Consider the following 15,408-nt stretch of genomic DNA (forward strand, 5'->3'; position numbering starts at 1 on the left):
GCCCCTTATCCTTTACCATTTGTTTTTATGCATAGCCCATTATTCTACTTCAAGTACGCGGCAGGTATTGGTACTGCCAATCGTTCCCATTTGATCACCTTGGGTCACGAGTACCAAATCCCCAGGGATGAGGTAACCTTTATCGCGTAGACGATTTACTGCTTCGCTAGCCGCAGCGATCCCATCAGTATGGGAGCTACAATAAACGGGGGTTACACCACGATAAAGGGCGGTACGGTTTAAGGTTGATTCATGGCGAGACATAGAGAAGATAGGTAGGCCAGAACTAATGCGGGACATCATGCGAGCCGTGCGGCCAGATTCAGTCATGGCAATAATTGCCTTAACACCTTTCAGATGGTTGGCTGCATACATAGTAGACATTGAAATCGCTTCTTCAATGCTATCAAATGTAATATCCAAGCGATGCTTGGAAACATTAACACTTGGCATCTTTTCCGCCCCAAGACAAACTTGTGCCATAGCAGCAACGGTTTCCGCAGGATACTGACCTGCCGCTGTTTCAGCAGAGAGCATAACAGCATCAGTACCGTCTAGTACCGCATTGGCAACATCCATGACTTCAGCACGCGTCGGCATTGGATTGGTAATCATGGATTCCATCATTTGCGTAGCCGTAATCACGACACGATTTAATTGGCGAGCACGGCGGATCAATTTCTTCTGTACACCAACCAGTTCAGGGTCACCGATTTCAACACCGAGATCACCACGAGCAACCATGACAACATCTGATGCCAGAATAATTTCATCAATAATTTCGTCACTGCTGACGGCCTCCGCTCGTTCAACTTTTGCGACGATTTGGGTTTCGCAACCGGCATCCCGTGCAAGACGACGGGCATAATTTAAATCCTCACCTGAACGAGGGAAAGAAACAGCAAGATAATCAACCCCAATTTTGGCTGCTGTAATGATATCTTCCTTATCTTTTGTTGTTAGTGCTTCAGCTGATAACCCGCCGCCCAGTTTATTAATTCCTTTATTGTTGGAAAGTGGGCCTCCTACGGTCACTTCCGTGAACACTTTCGTTCCCTGGACATCCAGGACTTTCAATTGAACTCGTCCATCATCCAATAGTAGGATATCGCCTGTCGTGACATCAGACGGCAGGCCTTTATAGTCAATACCGACTTTTTCTTTATCTCCTTCTCCTCTACCCAGATTGGCATCCAACAGGAATTTATTCCCAACATTCAGGAAAACTTTTCCTTCCTTAAACGTGGATATGCGTATTTTGGGCCCTTGAAGATCACCAAGGATGGCAACGTGATAACCTAAGCGGGCAGCAATTTCGCGCACTTTATTGGCTCGTTGGATATGCTCTTCCGCAGTGCCATGAGAGAAATTAAGGCGGACGACGTTGGCTCCCGCTTGGATAACTTTTTCTAGATTGTCGTCACGATCTGTAGCTGGGCCAAGTGTAGTGACGATTTTTGTTCTTCTGAGCCGTCTGGACATGTATTACTCCGTTGACCTATGAAGCATACCTTTTGTTTTTCAAGTTACCGCCTCGTTGAGCGGTAACTTGAAATCCATTGGGTATATGAATTTTTGATTACCGTAGAATAACCCTTTAATTTGTTGCTTATTAACCCCTGTACTGTGAATATGTAGATGGGGAAAGATCTATTATGTTATCAATCTGAAGGGTTGATAAATAGTGAACAAAAACACAGTCTATTTTCAGGTTTATTCATGCTTATCAAACCGCGAATTACGCAACGCCTCTTTGACCCTCTTCAAATTATCCCTAAATTTTGAGCCTCGGCGCAGAGTGAAACCTGTGGCCAACACATCAATGATGGTTAATTGAGCAATTCTTGAAACCATCGGCATATAAATATCTGTATCTTCGGGTACATCCAACAGGATGGAGAGGGTAGCTTCATGTGCTAATGGGGAACCTGTTGAGGTGATGGCAATCACCGTTGCATCGTTCTCACGGGCCAGTTTAGCAATTTCTACAAGACTTTTTGTTCTTCCTGTATGGGAAATTAATACGACGACATCTCCTTCAGTGCTGTTTATACAGCTCATTCGTTGCATCACAATATCGTCAAAATAGGTCACTGGAATATTGAAGCGAAAAAATTTATTCATGGCATCATGGGCTACAGCGGCTGATGCTCCTAAACCAAAAAAAGAGAGTTTTCTGGCTTGTGTCAGAAGATCGACTGCACGGTTAATTGCTGCAATATCTAGATCACTTTTGACCGTTTCCAGGCTTGCCATGACCGACTCAAAAATTTTATTTGTATAAGAGGTGACGCTGTCACTTTCTTCCACGTTGCGGTTTACATAAGGTGTACCATTGGCGAGGCTCTGTGCCAGATGCAATTTAAAGTCAGGAAACCCTTTGGTATCGAGGCGACGACAAAAACGATTAACTGTCGGTTCACTCACATTCGCCATTTTAGCCAGGGTAGCAATGCTTGAATGGATGGCGGTCTGTGGTGAAGCAAGGATGACTTGAGCAACCTTTTTCTCTGATTTACTCAAAACATCAAGACTATTTTGGAGCCGTTCCAGTGTGTTCATAAAACGAAGTTCAACCTCGGTTTTAACGATTTCATTAACAGGAGAAATCTATGTCATTTTTATGAAAATATACTACTTGTTATTGAAGTCTGGCAGTGGCATAACAAGATAACTTAGGATTTTTCATGAAAATATGACAAGTGTCTAACTTTCATCTTAGTAAGATTACTTCTTAATCGTTGTAAACTTTCAATTGACGAACGTTATTCGGTATAAATTATGGACATATTGTCAGTGAATACGATAATGAGCAATCAGTGTTTACTGCATATAACCAAAAGAGTACATTATCTACAAATTTTGTAAAAAAATTACAATATCCCGTAATTGAGGAGATGCAACATGGCGGTGACGTCTACAGCTCAGGCTTGTAATTTGGTAATTTTTGGGGCGAAAGGAGATTTAGCACGCCGGAAATTAATGCCTTCCCTTTACCAGTTGGAAAAAGCGGGTTATATCCATCCTGATACCCGAATTATCGGCGTCGGTCGAGCTGATTGGGATAAAAAAACTTATATCAAAGTCATTGAAGAAGCATTGGTGACATTTATGTCTGAGGAACTAGACTCTGAATTGTGGAAAAGGCTCAGTTCGCGTCTGGAATTTTGTAATTTGGACGTAAATGAAACAAAACATTTTACCGAATTGGCAAAAATAATTAATAAAGATGGCTTACCCGCTATTCACTATTTTGCCATGCCTCCAAGTACATTTGGAGCAGTATGTCATGGGCTAGGCGCTGCGGGGTTGAATGCGGAACCCAACCGTGTGGTGATGGAAAAACCACTAGGAACAGATCTTGCCTCTTCCAGAGCGATTAATGATGAAGTTGCGAAATATTTCAATGAAAATCAAATCTACCGTATTGACCATTATTTGGGAAAAGAAACGGTATTGAACTTGTTAGCGTTGCGTTTTGCCAACTCGCTTTTCGTCAATAATTGGGACCATCGCACGATTGATCATGTGCAAATTACCGTTGCTGAGGAAGTGGGTATCGAAGGGCGTTGGGGCTATTTCGATCAGGCAGGGCAGATGCGCGACATGATCCAAAATCATCTTCTGCAAATTCTGACTATGATTGCTATGTCACCACCGGCTGACCTGACAGCAGATCGCATTCGCGATGAGAAAGTGAAAGTACTGCGTTCATTGCGTCGGATTGATCAAACCAACGTCAGGGAAAAAACGGTTCGCGGGCAATATACCGCAGGTTTTGTGCATGGTAAGAAAGTTCCGGGTTATCTGGAAGAAGAGGGAGCGAATAAAGCCAGTAAAACGGAAACTTTTGTGTCGATTCGTGTCGATATTGATGACTGGCGCTGGTCTGGTGTGCCTTTCTACCTGAGAACTGGAAAGCGGTTGCCAGCTAAGTGCTCTGAAGTTGTCGTCTATTTTAAAGAGCCTTCTCTAAATCTGTTTGCTGAATCCTACCAGCAATTGCCGCAAAACAAATTGACAATCCGCTTGCAGCCAGATGAAGGTATTGATATTGAGGTGCTGAATAAGGCGCCGGGATTGGAACATAAACACCGTTTGCAAACGACCAAACTGGATCTGAGTTTCTCTGAAACATTTAACCAGACGCATCTTGCTGATGCTTATGAAAGGTTATTGTTGGAAGCAATGCGCGGTATTCAGGCATTGTTTGTCCGTCGTGATGAAGTGGAAGAAGCCTGGAAATGGGTGGATTCCATTATGGATGCGTGGGCGGCGGATAATGAACCACCGAAACCTTATCAATCAGGTACGTGGGGGCCAGTGGCTTCTATTGCTATGATTACGCGTGATGGCCGTTCATGGAATGAGTTTGAATAACCTGCGCGTTTTTAATTCGCATTAACTTACTCATTAAGAAAATAACAGCCGGACTTGATATTTATACGCATTAAACTTCAAGTTGCAATTTACCAACACGCTATGAAACCTGATTTCTCCCCGCGAAGCGGGGAGAAATCACACGCATCTTGAAGTTAGATTAGTATATATAAATACTTATGCTTTGTATTTGCGAAATTTTAGGGGCAGAAAATGATTTTCATTTTTGCCGAATCAAGAGACTAAATTTGTTATATGAATAAATAAAATTCAGTATAAATAAACGGTTATTCAATTTTTCTTACTAAAAGTAGAGTTTGATTAACTAAATACAAACCATTGCTTTTTATTTTGGACTATGATAGAAATACATCATTCATTTACTAATATGAGGGTTCGTAGTATATCATGCGATAGTTATACGATTGTCGTGTGATGAAAGAATAAAACATCATGAATAGCGCCAAAAGCGTCAACATTCAACATAGTAATAAAATTCAACGTTGTACCCATGTTTTTTTCCTCTCAACTATCTTATCCAGTGAGCACTATTGGTGCGGCGCTCTTTAGGGCCTTCTCCTACTAACCGGTTCTTCACCGGCAATTTTTATTTGCCAAAATATTTCGCTAAGAAGTCAGTTTGATTCTGATATTGCATAATCGCATTTGCAGCCGACTTTGTTGGCATCTATAGCTTGATATCTTGGCATGCTTATCAGTATGTTCAGGAGAAAAAAATGATTTATTGGATATTTCTTGTACTGGCGATCATGACAGAAGTGATTGGCACTCTGTCGATGAAACATGCCAGCGTATCGGGTGATTTCACAGGTATGATCGTGATGTATACCATGATCACAACTTCTTATATTTTGCTGGCCGTTGCTATAAAAAAAGTGGCATTGGGCGTGGCTTATGCACTTTGGGAAGGTATTGGGATCCTGTTTATTACCACGTTTAGTGTGATGTGGTTCAACGAGTCACTGTCACCGATGAAAATGAGTGGATTAGTATTGTTGATAGCCGGAATCGCCTTGATCAAGATGGGAGAGAAAAAGAGTAAAGGTCAGGCTTCAAACAATGCATCCCAAGATAATCCACCAACAGTAGTAAATAATGTTTCGAACAAGCAAATCAGGGAGGCATGATATGCAAATTCAATTTGAATGGTGGCATGGTGCATTCTTAGTTTTAGCTGTTGTTTTGGAAATTGTGGCTAATATTTTATTGAAATTATCCAATGGATTTCAGCGCTTCTGGATGGGTATGCTGTCTCTGGTTGCTGTTTTGGGCGCATTTAGTGCGTTGGCCCAGGCAGTAAAAGGGATAGAACTTTCCATTGCTTATGCTTTATGGGGGGCATTCGGCATTATTGCTACAGTGGCAGCGGGCTGGATAATGTTTAACCAAAGACTGAATTTTAAGGGATGGAGCGGTATTGTGTTGCTATTGATAGGCATGATTATTATTAAGATGGCTTGATTTTTACTCTCCATTCCTTAAATTTTATTTCTAAGCATGGCATTGAACGAGCAATAGCTCATTCAATGCCATGTTTGTTTGGTCGGTGTGGATTATAAAGCGGCGATAATTTTGATTTCGACTTTATACTTAGGATCCATCAATGCTGCTTGAACCGTGCAGCGGACTGGAGCACTTCCGGCAACCACCCATGCGTCCCAGGCGGCGTTCATACCTGTAAAATCAGCCTTATCCGCCAGAAAAATCGTCGCATCCAGGATCTTGCTTTTATCTGAACCAAGACGGTGTAACAGGGTATCAATGGCTGCCAGAGTATCGGCGGTTTGCTCTGTAATATCACCGTCCAGTTGTTCTGGCACGCTGGTATAATAGATAGTGTCATTGTGAACGACCGCTTCTGACCAACGGGTATCTGGATCAATGCGTTTAATAGTCATTAAATCTCCTGTTAATTTATCCAGTTTTTTGCTGAATTGAGTAGTTATTACAACTTAGTATTGGCATAATTCTGCTACATTTTATTGAAAGAGACTGTTTGTGTCAGACGATTTTGCGAAAAATGGCATACTAGCCAAAGCCATACCCGGTTTCAAGCCACGCGATGCCCAGCGGGAAATGTCTTCGGCTATTACAGTTGCGATTAAAAAACAGCAACAATTGGTCGTAGAAGCGGGAACCGGAACCGGTAAAACATTTGCTTATCTGGTCCCTGCTTTGCGCTCGGGTAAAAAAGTAATTATTTCTACTGGTTCTAAGGCATTGCAGGATCAGCTTTACAATCGAGATCTGCCCACTATCGTTGATGCGTTAGGTTTTACTGGCAATCTGGCGCTATTAAAAGGGCGCTCAAATTATTTATGCCTTGAACGCCTTGAACAACAGTCAATCGGCAATTCCCAGTTAGAAGCTGAAGTTTTGGCGGAAGTCATCAAATTGAGGCATTGGTCAGGCCATACAACAGATGGTGATATCAACACCTGTCATCAAGTGGCGGAAGATAGCACGGTTTGGCCATTGGTCACGAGTACTAATGACAATTGTCTTGGCAGTGATTGCCCATGCTATCAGGAATGTTTCGTTCTGAAAGCCCGTCGAAAAGCGATGGAAGCTGATGTGGTGATTGTTAACCATCACCTATTTATGGCAGATATGGTGGTTAAAGATAGCGGATTTGGTGAATTAATCCCGCAGGTTGATGTGATGATTTTTGATGAAGCGCACCAGCTCCCTGATATTGCCAGCCAGTATTTTGGTCAGCAGCTAAGTAGCCGCCAATTGATGGACTTATCGCGCGATATCATCATGGCTTACCGTACTGAAGTGCGGGATCAGGCACAACTGCAAAAAAGTGCAGATCGTCTCAGCCAAAGTGCACAAGATTTCCGTTTGTCACTAGGTGAAAACAGCTATCGGGGCAATCTTCGTGAGGTTTTGCAGCAGCAGCCAGTTCAGAGGGCATTAGTGCGGTTGGATGATGCTCTTGAACTTTGTTATGACGTGATGAAACTCTCTTTAGGGCGTTCAGTTATGTTGGATGCGGCTTTTGAACGGGCAACGGTTTACCGCCATCGTCTTAAGCGTCTGATTGATGTCAACATACCCAATTACAGCTATTGGTTCGAAAGTTATGGGCGGCATTTTTTGTTGGCACTAACACCGTTATCTGTTGCCGACAAATTCAGTGAGATGATCCGTGAACAATCAGGTAGTTGGATTTTTACATCGGCAACATTATCGGTTAATGAACAGCTAAGTCATTTCACTGAACGTTTGGGGCTAAAACAGGCCCAAACATTACTCTTGTCGAGTCCATTTGATTATCAACGTCAAATGTTATTATGTGTTCCGCGTCATTTACCATCACCGAATCAAAATGGTGGTGCAAAATGGCTGGCTCGTATGTTGAAACCATTAATTGAAAGCAATAAAGGGCGCTGTTTTTTCCTCTGTACTTCTCACCAGATGATGCGCAGTTTGGCGGAGGAGTTCCGTGCCAGTATGACATTGCCGGTATTGGTGCAGGGTGAAACGAGCAAGACACAATTGTTGGCACAATTTATCTCTGCGGGTAATGCATTGCTGGTGGCGACCGGCAGCTTTTGGGAAGGGGTGGATGTCCGTGGTGATGCATTGTCCTGTGTCATTATTGATAAATTGCCGTTCACTGCGCCGGATGATCCTTTGCTTAAGGCCCGTATTGAGGATTGCCAACTTAAGGGAGGAGATGCTTTTCACGAGATCCAGCTTCCTGATGCCGTGATTGATTTGAAGCAGGGGGTTGGGCGCCTGATCCGTGATATTGATGATTATGGCGTTGTCGTCATTTGTGATAATCGGCTGGTGATGCGTCCATACGGTGAGGTTTTTCTAAACAGCCTGCCTCCCGCTTCCCGTACCCGTGATTTATCAAAAGCAATTGCTTTTCTGAACTCACGCCCACTGCGGTCTGAGTAATAAAATGTCAGGGCGATGATGTTGGGGCTATGGTAGTATAGCCCCTTGTTTTGAATCCTATATCTTGCCGGAGTTAAGGCATGTCCACGCGAATTTTAGCTATTGATACTGCAACTGAAGCCTGTTCTGTTGCGCTTTGGAACGAAGGTGCTATTGAGGCACAGTTTGAAATTTCCCCACGGGAACACACCCAACGTATTTTACCGATGGTTCAAGCGGTCTTATCAAAAGGTGGAGTGAACCTGCAACAATTGGATGCGTTAGCGTTTGGCCGTGGACCGGGCAGTTTTACCGGTGTACGGATTGGTATTGGCATCGCCCAAGGGCTGGCATTGGGCGCTGAATTACCGATGATTGGTGTTTCCTCACTGAAAACAATGGCACAAGGGGCTTTTCGCTTAAAAGGGGCAACAAACGTTTTGGTTGCTATTGATGCGCGGATGGGAGAAGTTTACTGGGGACAATACACGCGTAATTCACAAGGTGAATGGCAGGGTGATGAAACGGAAGCGGTTTTGAAACCTGAACAAGTGCGAGAGATTATGAGTTCCTTATCAGGAGAATGGGGAATTGCTGGCACGGGATGGGAAGCCTATCCTCAACTATTAGACAGCCACTTAATATTGACAGCAAGCGATGTTACTTTACCCCATGCGGAAGATATGCTGCCATTGGCAATTCAAATGTGGGAAATGGGGGAAGCGACAGCGGTTGAACATGCTGAACCTGTTTACTTGCGTAATGAAGTGACATGGAAAAAATTGCCCGGCCGTTAAGGAACTTCTGTCTGGCGCCATGAAATTCATGCAACTTGTGGCAGAAAGCGGTGTCCATGAGTATAAAGGGCTTAGTGTATGGCTAACCCAATGGATGGTTAGTCTCATAAGATTTGGAGGCGTTATGCTCAATGGAACACACTATCGAAGCATACTGCAAACGGTAACATTATTGGGCACCCTGCTACTTGCGGGCTGTGTGTCAGTTCCTGATGTTATTAAAGGAACGACTAAAACACCGGTGGAAAACTTGCTTTCTGTCAAGAACATGCCTGAGTTATACATTGGGCATGAAGGAAGATTTGGTGGCAAAGTTCTTAGTGTCTTGAATGAAAAAAACCAGACTCGTTTGGAAATATCGGCTATGCCACTAGCAGGCAATGCTTCCCCCCGTTTGGATGCACCTTCTTTGGGGCGAGTTTATGCTTACGTAAATACTTTTTTAGAACCCAGTGATTTTAAAGATCATTATGTGACCGTTGTAGGTTTGATTACTGGCCTTGAAAAAGGGAAAGTAGGCAATAGTCCGTATAATTACGTTGTGATGAATGCAACAGGAGTGAAACGTTGGTATGAATCTCAGAGAATGATTTTTCCTCCTGCTGTCGGAATGGAACCATGGGGCTATTATGGCAACCCTTATGATCCGTTTTGGCGCGGTTATTCACCACTCCAGCCCGTATCAGTTGAAACAATTTTAACTGAATAAACCTCTTGTCACCCCAAAAGTACCTGATGGCAGGTATTTGTTTCATAACAAAAACAAACCTGCCACTGGCGATACCTAGGATTATCCCATCTGTATAAGGGACGGCTTTCCGTCATTTCGTGACACGAACTTCTAATAATTATATTTTTGAAGGATATGTTTATTTATAACTATTTGGAATAATAGTAAGACACCAAGTCAAAAAATTAGTAAAGCAGTGTATAATTAACTAATTATAAGTCCAAGTGCTAATAATTTAACTATTTTATTGATAAATAATAAAAAACACTCAGGCGGCAAAAGCTGCCTTATTTTTTTGTAGTCATTGATAGCATTAAATTAGTGATGTATATCGCCAACCTGAACATTGTTGCTTTGCAAACTGGTACGCTGAGTTAATAATTTGTTAAATATACGAGTCAGTTTTTTTATGGTCAGTGGTTACATCGCAATTAGATTTCAGGAGTATTCAACTTGGAAAAAGTTTGGTTAAAACATTATCCGGCAGATGTTCCAGCAGAAATCGATCCCGATCGTTATTCATCGTTGATTGAAATGTTTGAAAATGCTGTAACGCGTTATGCCGATCAAGTCGCATTTATCAATATGGGCGAGGTAATGACTTTCCGTAAATTGGAAGAGCGTAGCCGTGCCTTTGCTGCCTATTTACAAAATGGCCTGGGCTTGAAACAAGGGGATCGCGTGGCATTGATGATGCCTAATTTATTGCAATACCCCGTGGCACTATTTGGTATTCTGCGTGCAGGTATGATTGTTGTAAATGTGAACCCGCTCTATACTCCACGTGAATTGGAGCATCAGCTTAATGACAGTGGTACATCTGCTATTGTTATCGTTTCTAACTTTGCACATACCTTAGAAAAAATTGTCTTTAATACACAAATCAAGAACGTTATTTTGACGCGCATGGGTGACCAACTTTCTCGCCCCAAAGGAACCCTTGTTGATTTTGTCGTTAAATATGTCAAACGACTCGTGCCTAAATATCACTTACCGGAGGCTATTTCGTTCCGTAGTGCGATTCATCAAGGCTACCGTATGCAGTATGTCAAACCGGATGTGAAAAACGAGGATTTGGCTTTTCTGCAATATACGGGGGGAACCACAGGTGTGGCAAAAGGTGCAATGCTGACCCATCGTAATATGCTGGCAAACCTCGAGCAGGCCAAAGCCTGTTATTCTCCGTTATTAAAGCCTGGGCAAGAGTTAGTGGTAACTGCATTGCCGTTGTACCATATCTTTGCTTTGACAATAAATTGTCTGTTCTTTATTGAATTGGGTGGGCAAAATTTGTTGATTACCAACCCTCGTGATGTAAACGGCACGATCAAGGAACTATCGCGTTATCGCTTTACCGCACTATCAGGTGTTAACACATTATTCAACGCTTGGCTGAATAATGCGGAATTCCAGAAGTTGAATTTTTCCTCACTACGTTTATCTGTTGGTGGCGGCATGGCCGTACAACGAGTAGTGGCTGAAAAATGGCAAAACTTGACAGGTCGTCGTCTACTGGAAGGATATGGATTGACGGAGTGTTCCCCTCTGGTTTCAGCTAACCCGCATAACTTGACCTATTACAGTGGTAGCATTGGCTTCCCCATTGCTTCTACAGAAATCAAGTTGGTAGGGGATGATGGCAATGAAGTTTCACCGGGCGAGGCAGGTGAAATGTGGGTGCGTGGACCACAGGTAATGAAAGGTTACTGGAATCACCCTGATGCAACGGATGAGGTATTGAAAGATGGTTGGCTGGCAACAGGGGATATTGCCAGCGTGGATGAAAAAGGCTTTATCAGTATTGTTGATCGGAAAAAAGACATGATCCTAGTTTCTGGATTTAATGTTTATCCAAATGAAATAGAAGATATTATTTCTTCCCATCCTAAAGTGTTAGAGTCTGCTGTAGTCGGTGTTCCGAGTGAAAACTCAGGAGAAATTGTCAAAGCATTTGTGGTACGCAAAGATCCCAGTTTGACTGATGATGAACTGAAAACTCACTGCCGTCGTTACCTGACAGGGTATAAAGTGCCGAAGATCATTGAATTCCGTGATGAATTACCAAAATCCAATGTAGGTAAAATTCTTCGCAGAGAACTTCGCAATGAAGAATTGGCAAAAGTGGATAACGCTGCAACAAATTGAGTATATTTGTACATCAACAACGCCGGTTTTACCGGCGTTGTTGTGCATGTTTTATGAATGGTTTAGTATTTTATTTAAGTGGCTCTATTTCAGTCAGATAATCAGGTGCATACCGTGACTCTATTTTGACATTAACGTGAAACACGCCTGTATTATCACTAAAATCACCGGGGTAATCATTAAATAAGAATATTAATTCACCATTTACAGGAATTGTTTTATGGAGCACACCATTACCAATCCTGTAGAGTTTATCCCCAATTTTAGCAACCAGGCTATATTCAGAATTATTGGGTTCATCAACTACACCTTGAGGTGCAGTATATGGATTCCCTGGTCCTCCATATTGCACCCATCCATTAGCAATAATAGATATTACATCTCCTGCTTTTAAAAAAAGCCCAGTAGCTTGACCATTTTCAGCTATAGCAGGAACAGTTCCAGACCAATCATACATGGGTATTATCTCCAAGTTATATTTTGAAAGTGACAGAGGAATTAATATCATGACTCTTGAATGTCAGGCATTCGCACCCGAACAGAAACAAATCTGCCATCGGGAATATCGATTAAATCACCGCTTGAGTATCCTTCTTTTATATTTCTGGCAAATACAGGCGCGTTTGAATGTTCTCGGTGGTAGGTCATTAATTTGATTGAGCCATCGGGTAGAATTTCGTGATCGATCCAAATCATTGGCAGGTCGTTTTGACATCTTGGAATTTCGATACTGCCTATTGCTCCATTATTACTGAATCCCATAGCACCTTTGATGAGATAAATACCTTCTGACATACGTTCAGCAGTAGCACCCGCTGATTCGTCGTTAGTCGTAAATTTGCCATCGGGGTGAATGAATATGGTGGGGGAGATTGTTCTTAAGTAGCCATTAGATATGGTGGTGTTTTTATCTGTCCATAGATGGCTGATTTTCGTGACACCTCCACCATCATTACCGTGTATGATCGCAACGCCATAGTTATAGCTTGCAACGAATCCAGCCCAGGTATCTGATAATCTAGTTACATAACCACATGACCACGAATAACCGGTTCCACCATTATTGCTTTGAAGTCGAAATGCGTGTCCACCATAGGCTCGTGACATTATCCATGATGTAAGATCATTGATGGTAGCAGGATTAATCCAATTCCCATTAATGAAACCAGAACCATTATCTATTACCCATTGCTGAGTTGCCGCACCAATATTCTTCACAAACTCCGTTTTATTCGGAATATCAGCCCCGTTCTGATCTTTTTTCAAATAAAGATTGGCGTTATTATTAAGGGCGTTTTGGTTGGCAGTATTGGCTAGATCATATGCTACTTTTACTGCTTTAGATGTTGCGACGGTTATCTCACTGTCACTATCTGTCTCATTACTCAGTGTAACAAATCCCGGTTCTACTTGAGTTGCATATGGGTGATTACGGCTTTTAGCGTGCTCATCAATTGCTTCTTTGATTGAATTTTTAACATATTGTGATGTGGGTACTACTACGACGTTATCTTCTAATGCTTTTGATTCAGGCTTTTTAGCTTGCACAGTTTATTCCCTCATTTAATCAACAATACTATTGCTAAGTAACATGAAGGCGGTGGGTGACTACTCCGCCTGTGAACATCAATAAAATGGGTTCATCAATACTGGAGAGTACATCTTGACTAACTTCAATGGGTGAGATGCATGTTTTGATGGCAGGATGACATAAAATAACAGGTATGAAATTAATAAAATTTAATGTGGTTGGGATAATAAATGTTCACCTTTTCATTCCTTAATTTCCCACTTGTACAATCTCCCACATAAATCTAATCAATTTATTCAACTCCCTACATAGTGACCTGTCAACTTTTGAGTTAAGTTTATCGGAGAGGCATATACCGCTAAAGCGGATAGGTGAATAACCTACATTATACGGCGATGATCATTTCATATCTCATTCCTCCTGCAAGTGTCTTACAGGTTCGTCTGATATCCCTTGGAGTAAATTTGTCAAAGTTGTGGTAAGAGAAAAGCATGTCTAATACTATAGAAACAGCTATTTGAGTGAAGGACGTCTAGAGATTTTTATTGTGTGTACATAACTGTGTACATTGTTATATTTTTTTAGTATTTATGGTTGTGTAACATAATGTATTTAAAGGATATTTTATTGTTTAATTGTGATTATCAGTTGATTACTACCGATGCCCAATTGCAGTCAGCCTGTGAACAGGCAAAAAAACATGCAAGAATTGCACTGGATACTGAATTTGTACGTACACGGACGTATTATCCTCAATTAGGTTTGATACAACTGTTTGATGGTGAACAGCTTTCTCTGATTGATCCCCTCGAAATTTCGCAATGGCAGCCCTTTAGAGAGTTACTGACTGATCCGAACGTATTAAAGTTTATCCATGCTGGTAGTGAAGATTTAGAGGTTTTTAGTAATAGTTTTCAGTGCTTGCCGGAACCTATGATTGATACTCAGGTGCTGGCTGCATTTATTGGTCATCCTATGTCATGTGGCTTTGCGACATTGGTTGCTGAGTATTTACATACCGAATTGGATAAAAGTGAGTCCCGCACTGATTGGTTGGCTCGACCGTTGAGCGAAAAGCAATGTCAATATGCTGCGGCAGATGTCTACTATTTATTACCATTGGCCGATATTTTGATGGAAAAAACAGGGCAGGTGGGATATTTGGATGCGGCAAGAGATGAAAGTAACTTGATAGCCCAACGCCGTAAAGAAGTATTAATGCCGGAATACGCTTATAAGGATATTGGTAACGCATGGCAATTGCGCCCAAGACAATTGGCGTGTTTGAAAAAACTGGCTGCATGGCGTTTAAATCAGGCTCGTGAGCGTGATCTGGCAGTTAATTTCGTGATCCGTGAAGAAAATTTATGGCAGGTTGCCCGTTATATGCCAACTTCTTTGGCAGAATTAAATGCCTTGGGTTTGAGTGGACAAGAAATTCGTTGCCATGGTCGCCGGTTATTGGCAATAGTTGCAGAGAGTAGGGATATTCCAGAAGAAGAATGCCCGGCTCAAATTGTGAATTTGGTTGATTACCCTGGTTATCGTCAGGCATTTAAAGAAATTAAATCCTTGGTCATTCAGGTAGGGGGATCCCTTCATTTCAGTGCCGAATTACTGGCTTCTCGCCGTCAGATTAATCAATTACTTTGTTGGCATTGGAAATTGAAAGCATCGGAGTATCAACCTGAGTTAATTAGTGGTTGGCGAGGTAAGTTACTGGCTGAACCTATCGCTGAAATATTGGCAAATTATTCGCAGTAATAGCGTAAATTCAGTAACAATCATGGTCTTATTTATGGGATGTAGTGCTTAAGATGTAAATTTTATTCCCTGCCTATCTATCAGGCAGGGAAATTGCCTTTACTTCCTGATCTATTATTCAGATAGCCAATTGTTTTACAAGAATC

Annotated in this window: 13 protein-coding genes; 8 read left to right on the top strand and 5 right to left on the bottom strand. The window is 42.0% G+C overall.

The window, feature by feature from the left end; genetic code table 11:
* Positions 1–39 precede the first annotated feature (39 nt).
* Both pyk and WDV74_RS08425 read right to left on the bottom strand, forming a co-directional pair.
* On the bottom strand, positions 40–1,482 hold the full coding sequence (gene pyk / locus WDV74_RS08420; protein WP_338882230.1) for a pyruvate kinase: 1,443 nt from the start codon (positions 1,480–1,482) through the stop codon (positions 40–42).
* 231 nt (positions 1,483–1,713) lie between these two features.
* Positions 1,714–2,562 (bottom strand): MurR/RpiR family transcriptional regulator, encoded by an 849-nt coding sequence (locus tag WDV74_RS08425; RefSeq protein ID WP_338882231.1) that lies wholly within the window; start codon positions 2,560–2,562, stop codon positions 1,714–1,716.
* Between the two features lie 342 nt (positions 2,563–2,904).
* Here WDV74_RS08425 and zwf point away from each other — a divergent pair, with 342 nt between their 5' ends.
* From zwf to mdtI, 3 genes are all read left to right on the top strand, one after another.
* Positions 2,905–4,380: a glucose-6-phosphate dehydrogenase gene (gene zwf / locus WDV74_RS08430; protein WP_338882233.1), complete on the top strand. Its 1,476-nt coding sequence runs from the start codon at positions 2,905–2,907 to the stop codon at positions 4,378–4,380.
* A 737-nt stretch (positions 4,381–5,117) separates the two neighbouring features.
* The gene (mdtJ, locus tag WDV74_RS08435; protein WP_338882234.1) at positions 5,118–5,528 is read left to right on the top strand and encodes a multidrug/spermidine efflux SMR transporter subunit MdtJ; all 411 of its coding nucleotides are present in this window, start codon (positions 5,118–5,120) and stop codon (positions 5,526–5,528) included.
* A 1-nt stretch (position 5,529) separates the two neighbouring features.
* Positions 5,530–5,862 carry a multidrug/spermidine efflux SMR transporter subunit MdtI gene (mdtI, locus tag WDV74_RS08440; protein WP_338882235.1) on the top strand — a complete coding sequence of 111 codons (333 nt, stop codon included), beginning with the start codon at positions 5,530–5,532 and terminating at the stop codon, positions 5,860–5,862.
* Positions 5,863–5,954: 92 nt separating this feature from the next.
* Here the strand turns inward: mdtI and WDV74_RS08445 are convergent, their stop codons facing one another.
* Positions 5,955–6,299 (bottom strand): RidA family protein, encoded by a 345-nt coding sequence (locus WDV74_RS08445; protein ID WP_338882237.1) that lies wholly within the window; start codon positions 6,297–6,299, stop codon positions 5,955–5,957.
* Positions 6,300–6,399: 100 nt separating this feature from the next.
* Here WDV74_RS08445 and WDV74_RS08450 point away from each other — a divergent pair, with 100 nt between their 5' ends.
* From WDV74_RS08450 to fadD, 4 genes are all read left to right on the top strand, one after another.
* Positions 6,400–8,316 carry an ATP-dependent DNA helicase gene (locus WDV74_RS08450; protein WP_338882239.1) on the top strand — a complete coding sequence of 639 codons (1,917 nt, stop codon included), beginning with the start codon at positions 6,400–6,402 and terminating at the stop codon, positions 8,314–8,316.
* A gap of 80 nt (positions 8,317–8,396) precedes the next feature.
* Positions 8,397–9,092 carry a tRNA (adenosine(37)-N6)-threonylcarbamoyltransferase complex dimerization subunit type 1 TsaB gene (gene tsaB, locus WDV74_RS08455; RefSeq protein ID WP_338882241.1) on the top strand — a complete coding sequence of 232 codons (696 nt, stop codon included), beginning with the start codon at positions 8,397–8,399 and terminating at the stop codon, positions 9,090–9,092.
* 19 nt (positions 9,093–9,111) lie between these two features.
* Positions 9,112–9,801 carry a Slp family lipoprotein gene (locus WDV74_RS08460; RefSeq protein WP_338882243.1) on the top strand — a complete coding sequence of 230 codons (690 nt, stop codon included), beginning with the start codon at positions 9,112–9,114 and terminating at the stop codon, positions 9,799–9,801.
* Positions 9,802–10,275: 474 nt separating this feature from the next.
* Positions 10,276–11,967 (top strand): long-chain-fatty-acid--CoA ligase FadD, encoded by a 1,692-nt coding sequence (gene fadD / locus WDV74_RS08465; RefSeq protein ID WP_338882244.1) that lies wholly within the window; start codon positions 10,276–10,278, stop codon positions 11,965–11,967.
* Between the two features lie 70 nt (positions 11,968–12,037).
* Here fadD and WDV74_RS08470 read toward each other — a convergent pair whose 3' ends face one another.
* Positions 12,038–12,424 (bottom strand): LecA/PA-IL family lectin, encoded by a 387-nt coding sequence (locus tag WDV74_RS08470; RefSeq protein WP_338802927.1) that lies wholly within the window; start codon positions 12,422–12,424, stop codon positions 12,038–12,040.
* A 47-nt stretch (positions 12,425–12,471) separates the two neighbouring features.
* Positions 12,472–13,515: a phage tail protein gene (locus WDV74_RS08475; RefSeq protein WP_338882245.1), complete on the bottom strand. Its 1,044-nt coding sequence runs from the start codon at positions 13,513–13,515 to the stop codon at positions 12,472–12,474.
* Between the two features lie 589 nt (positions 13,516–14,104).
* Between WDV74_RS08475 and rnd the strand changes: the two genes are divergently transcribed.
* Positions 14,105–15,262, top strand: a complete 1,158-nt coding sequence (gene rnd / locus WDV74_RS08480) for a ribonuclease D (protein ID WP_338882247.1) — start codon at positions 14,105–14,107, stop codon at positions 15,260–15,262.
* Positions 15,263–15,408: the final 146 nt, after the last annotated feature.

The sequence above is a fragment of the Xenorhabdus sp. TH1 genome, assembly GCF_037260955.1.
GTDB classification, from domain to species: domain Bacteria; phylum Pseudomonadota; class Gammaproteobacteria; order Enterobacterales; family Enterobacteriaceae; genus Xenorhabdus; species Xenorhabdus griffiniae.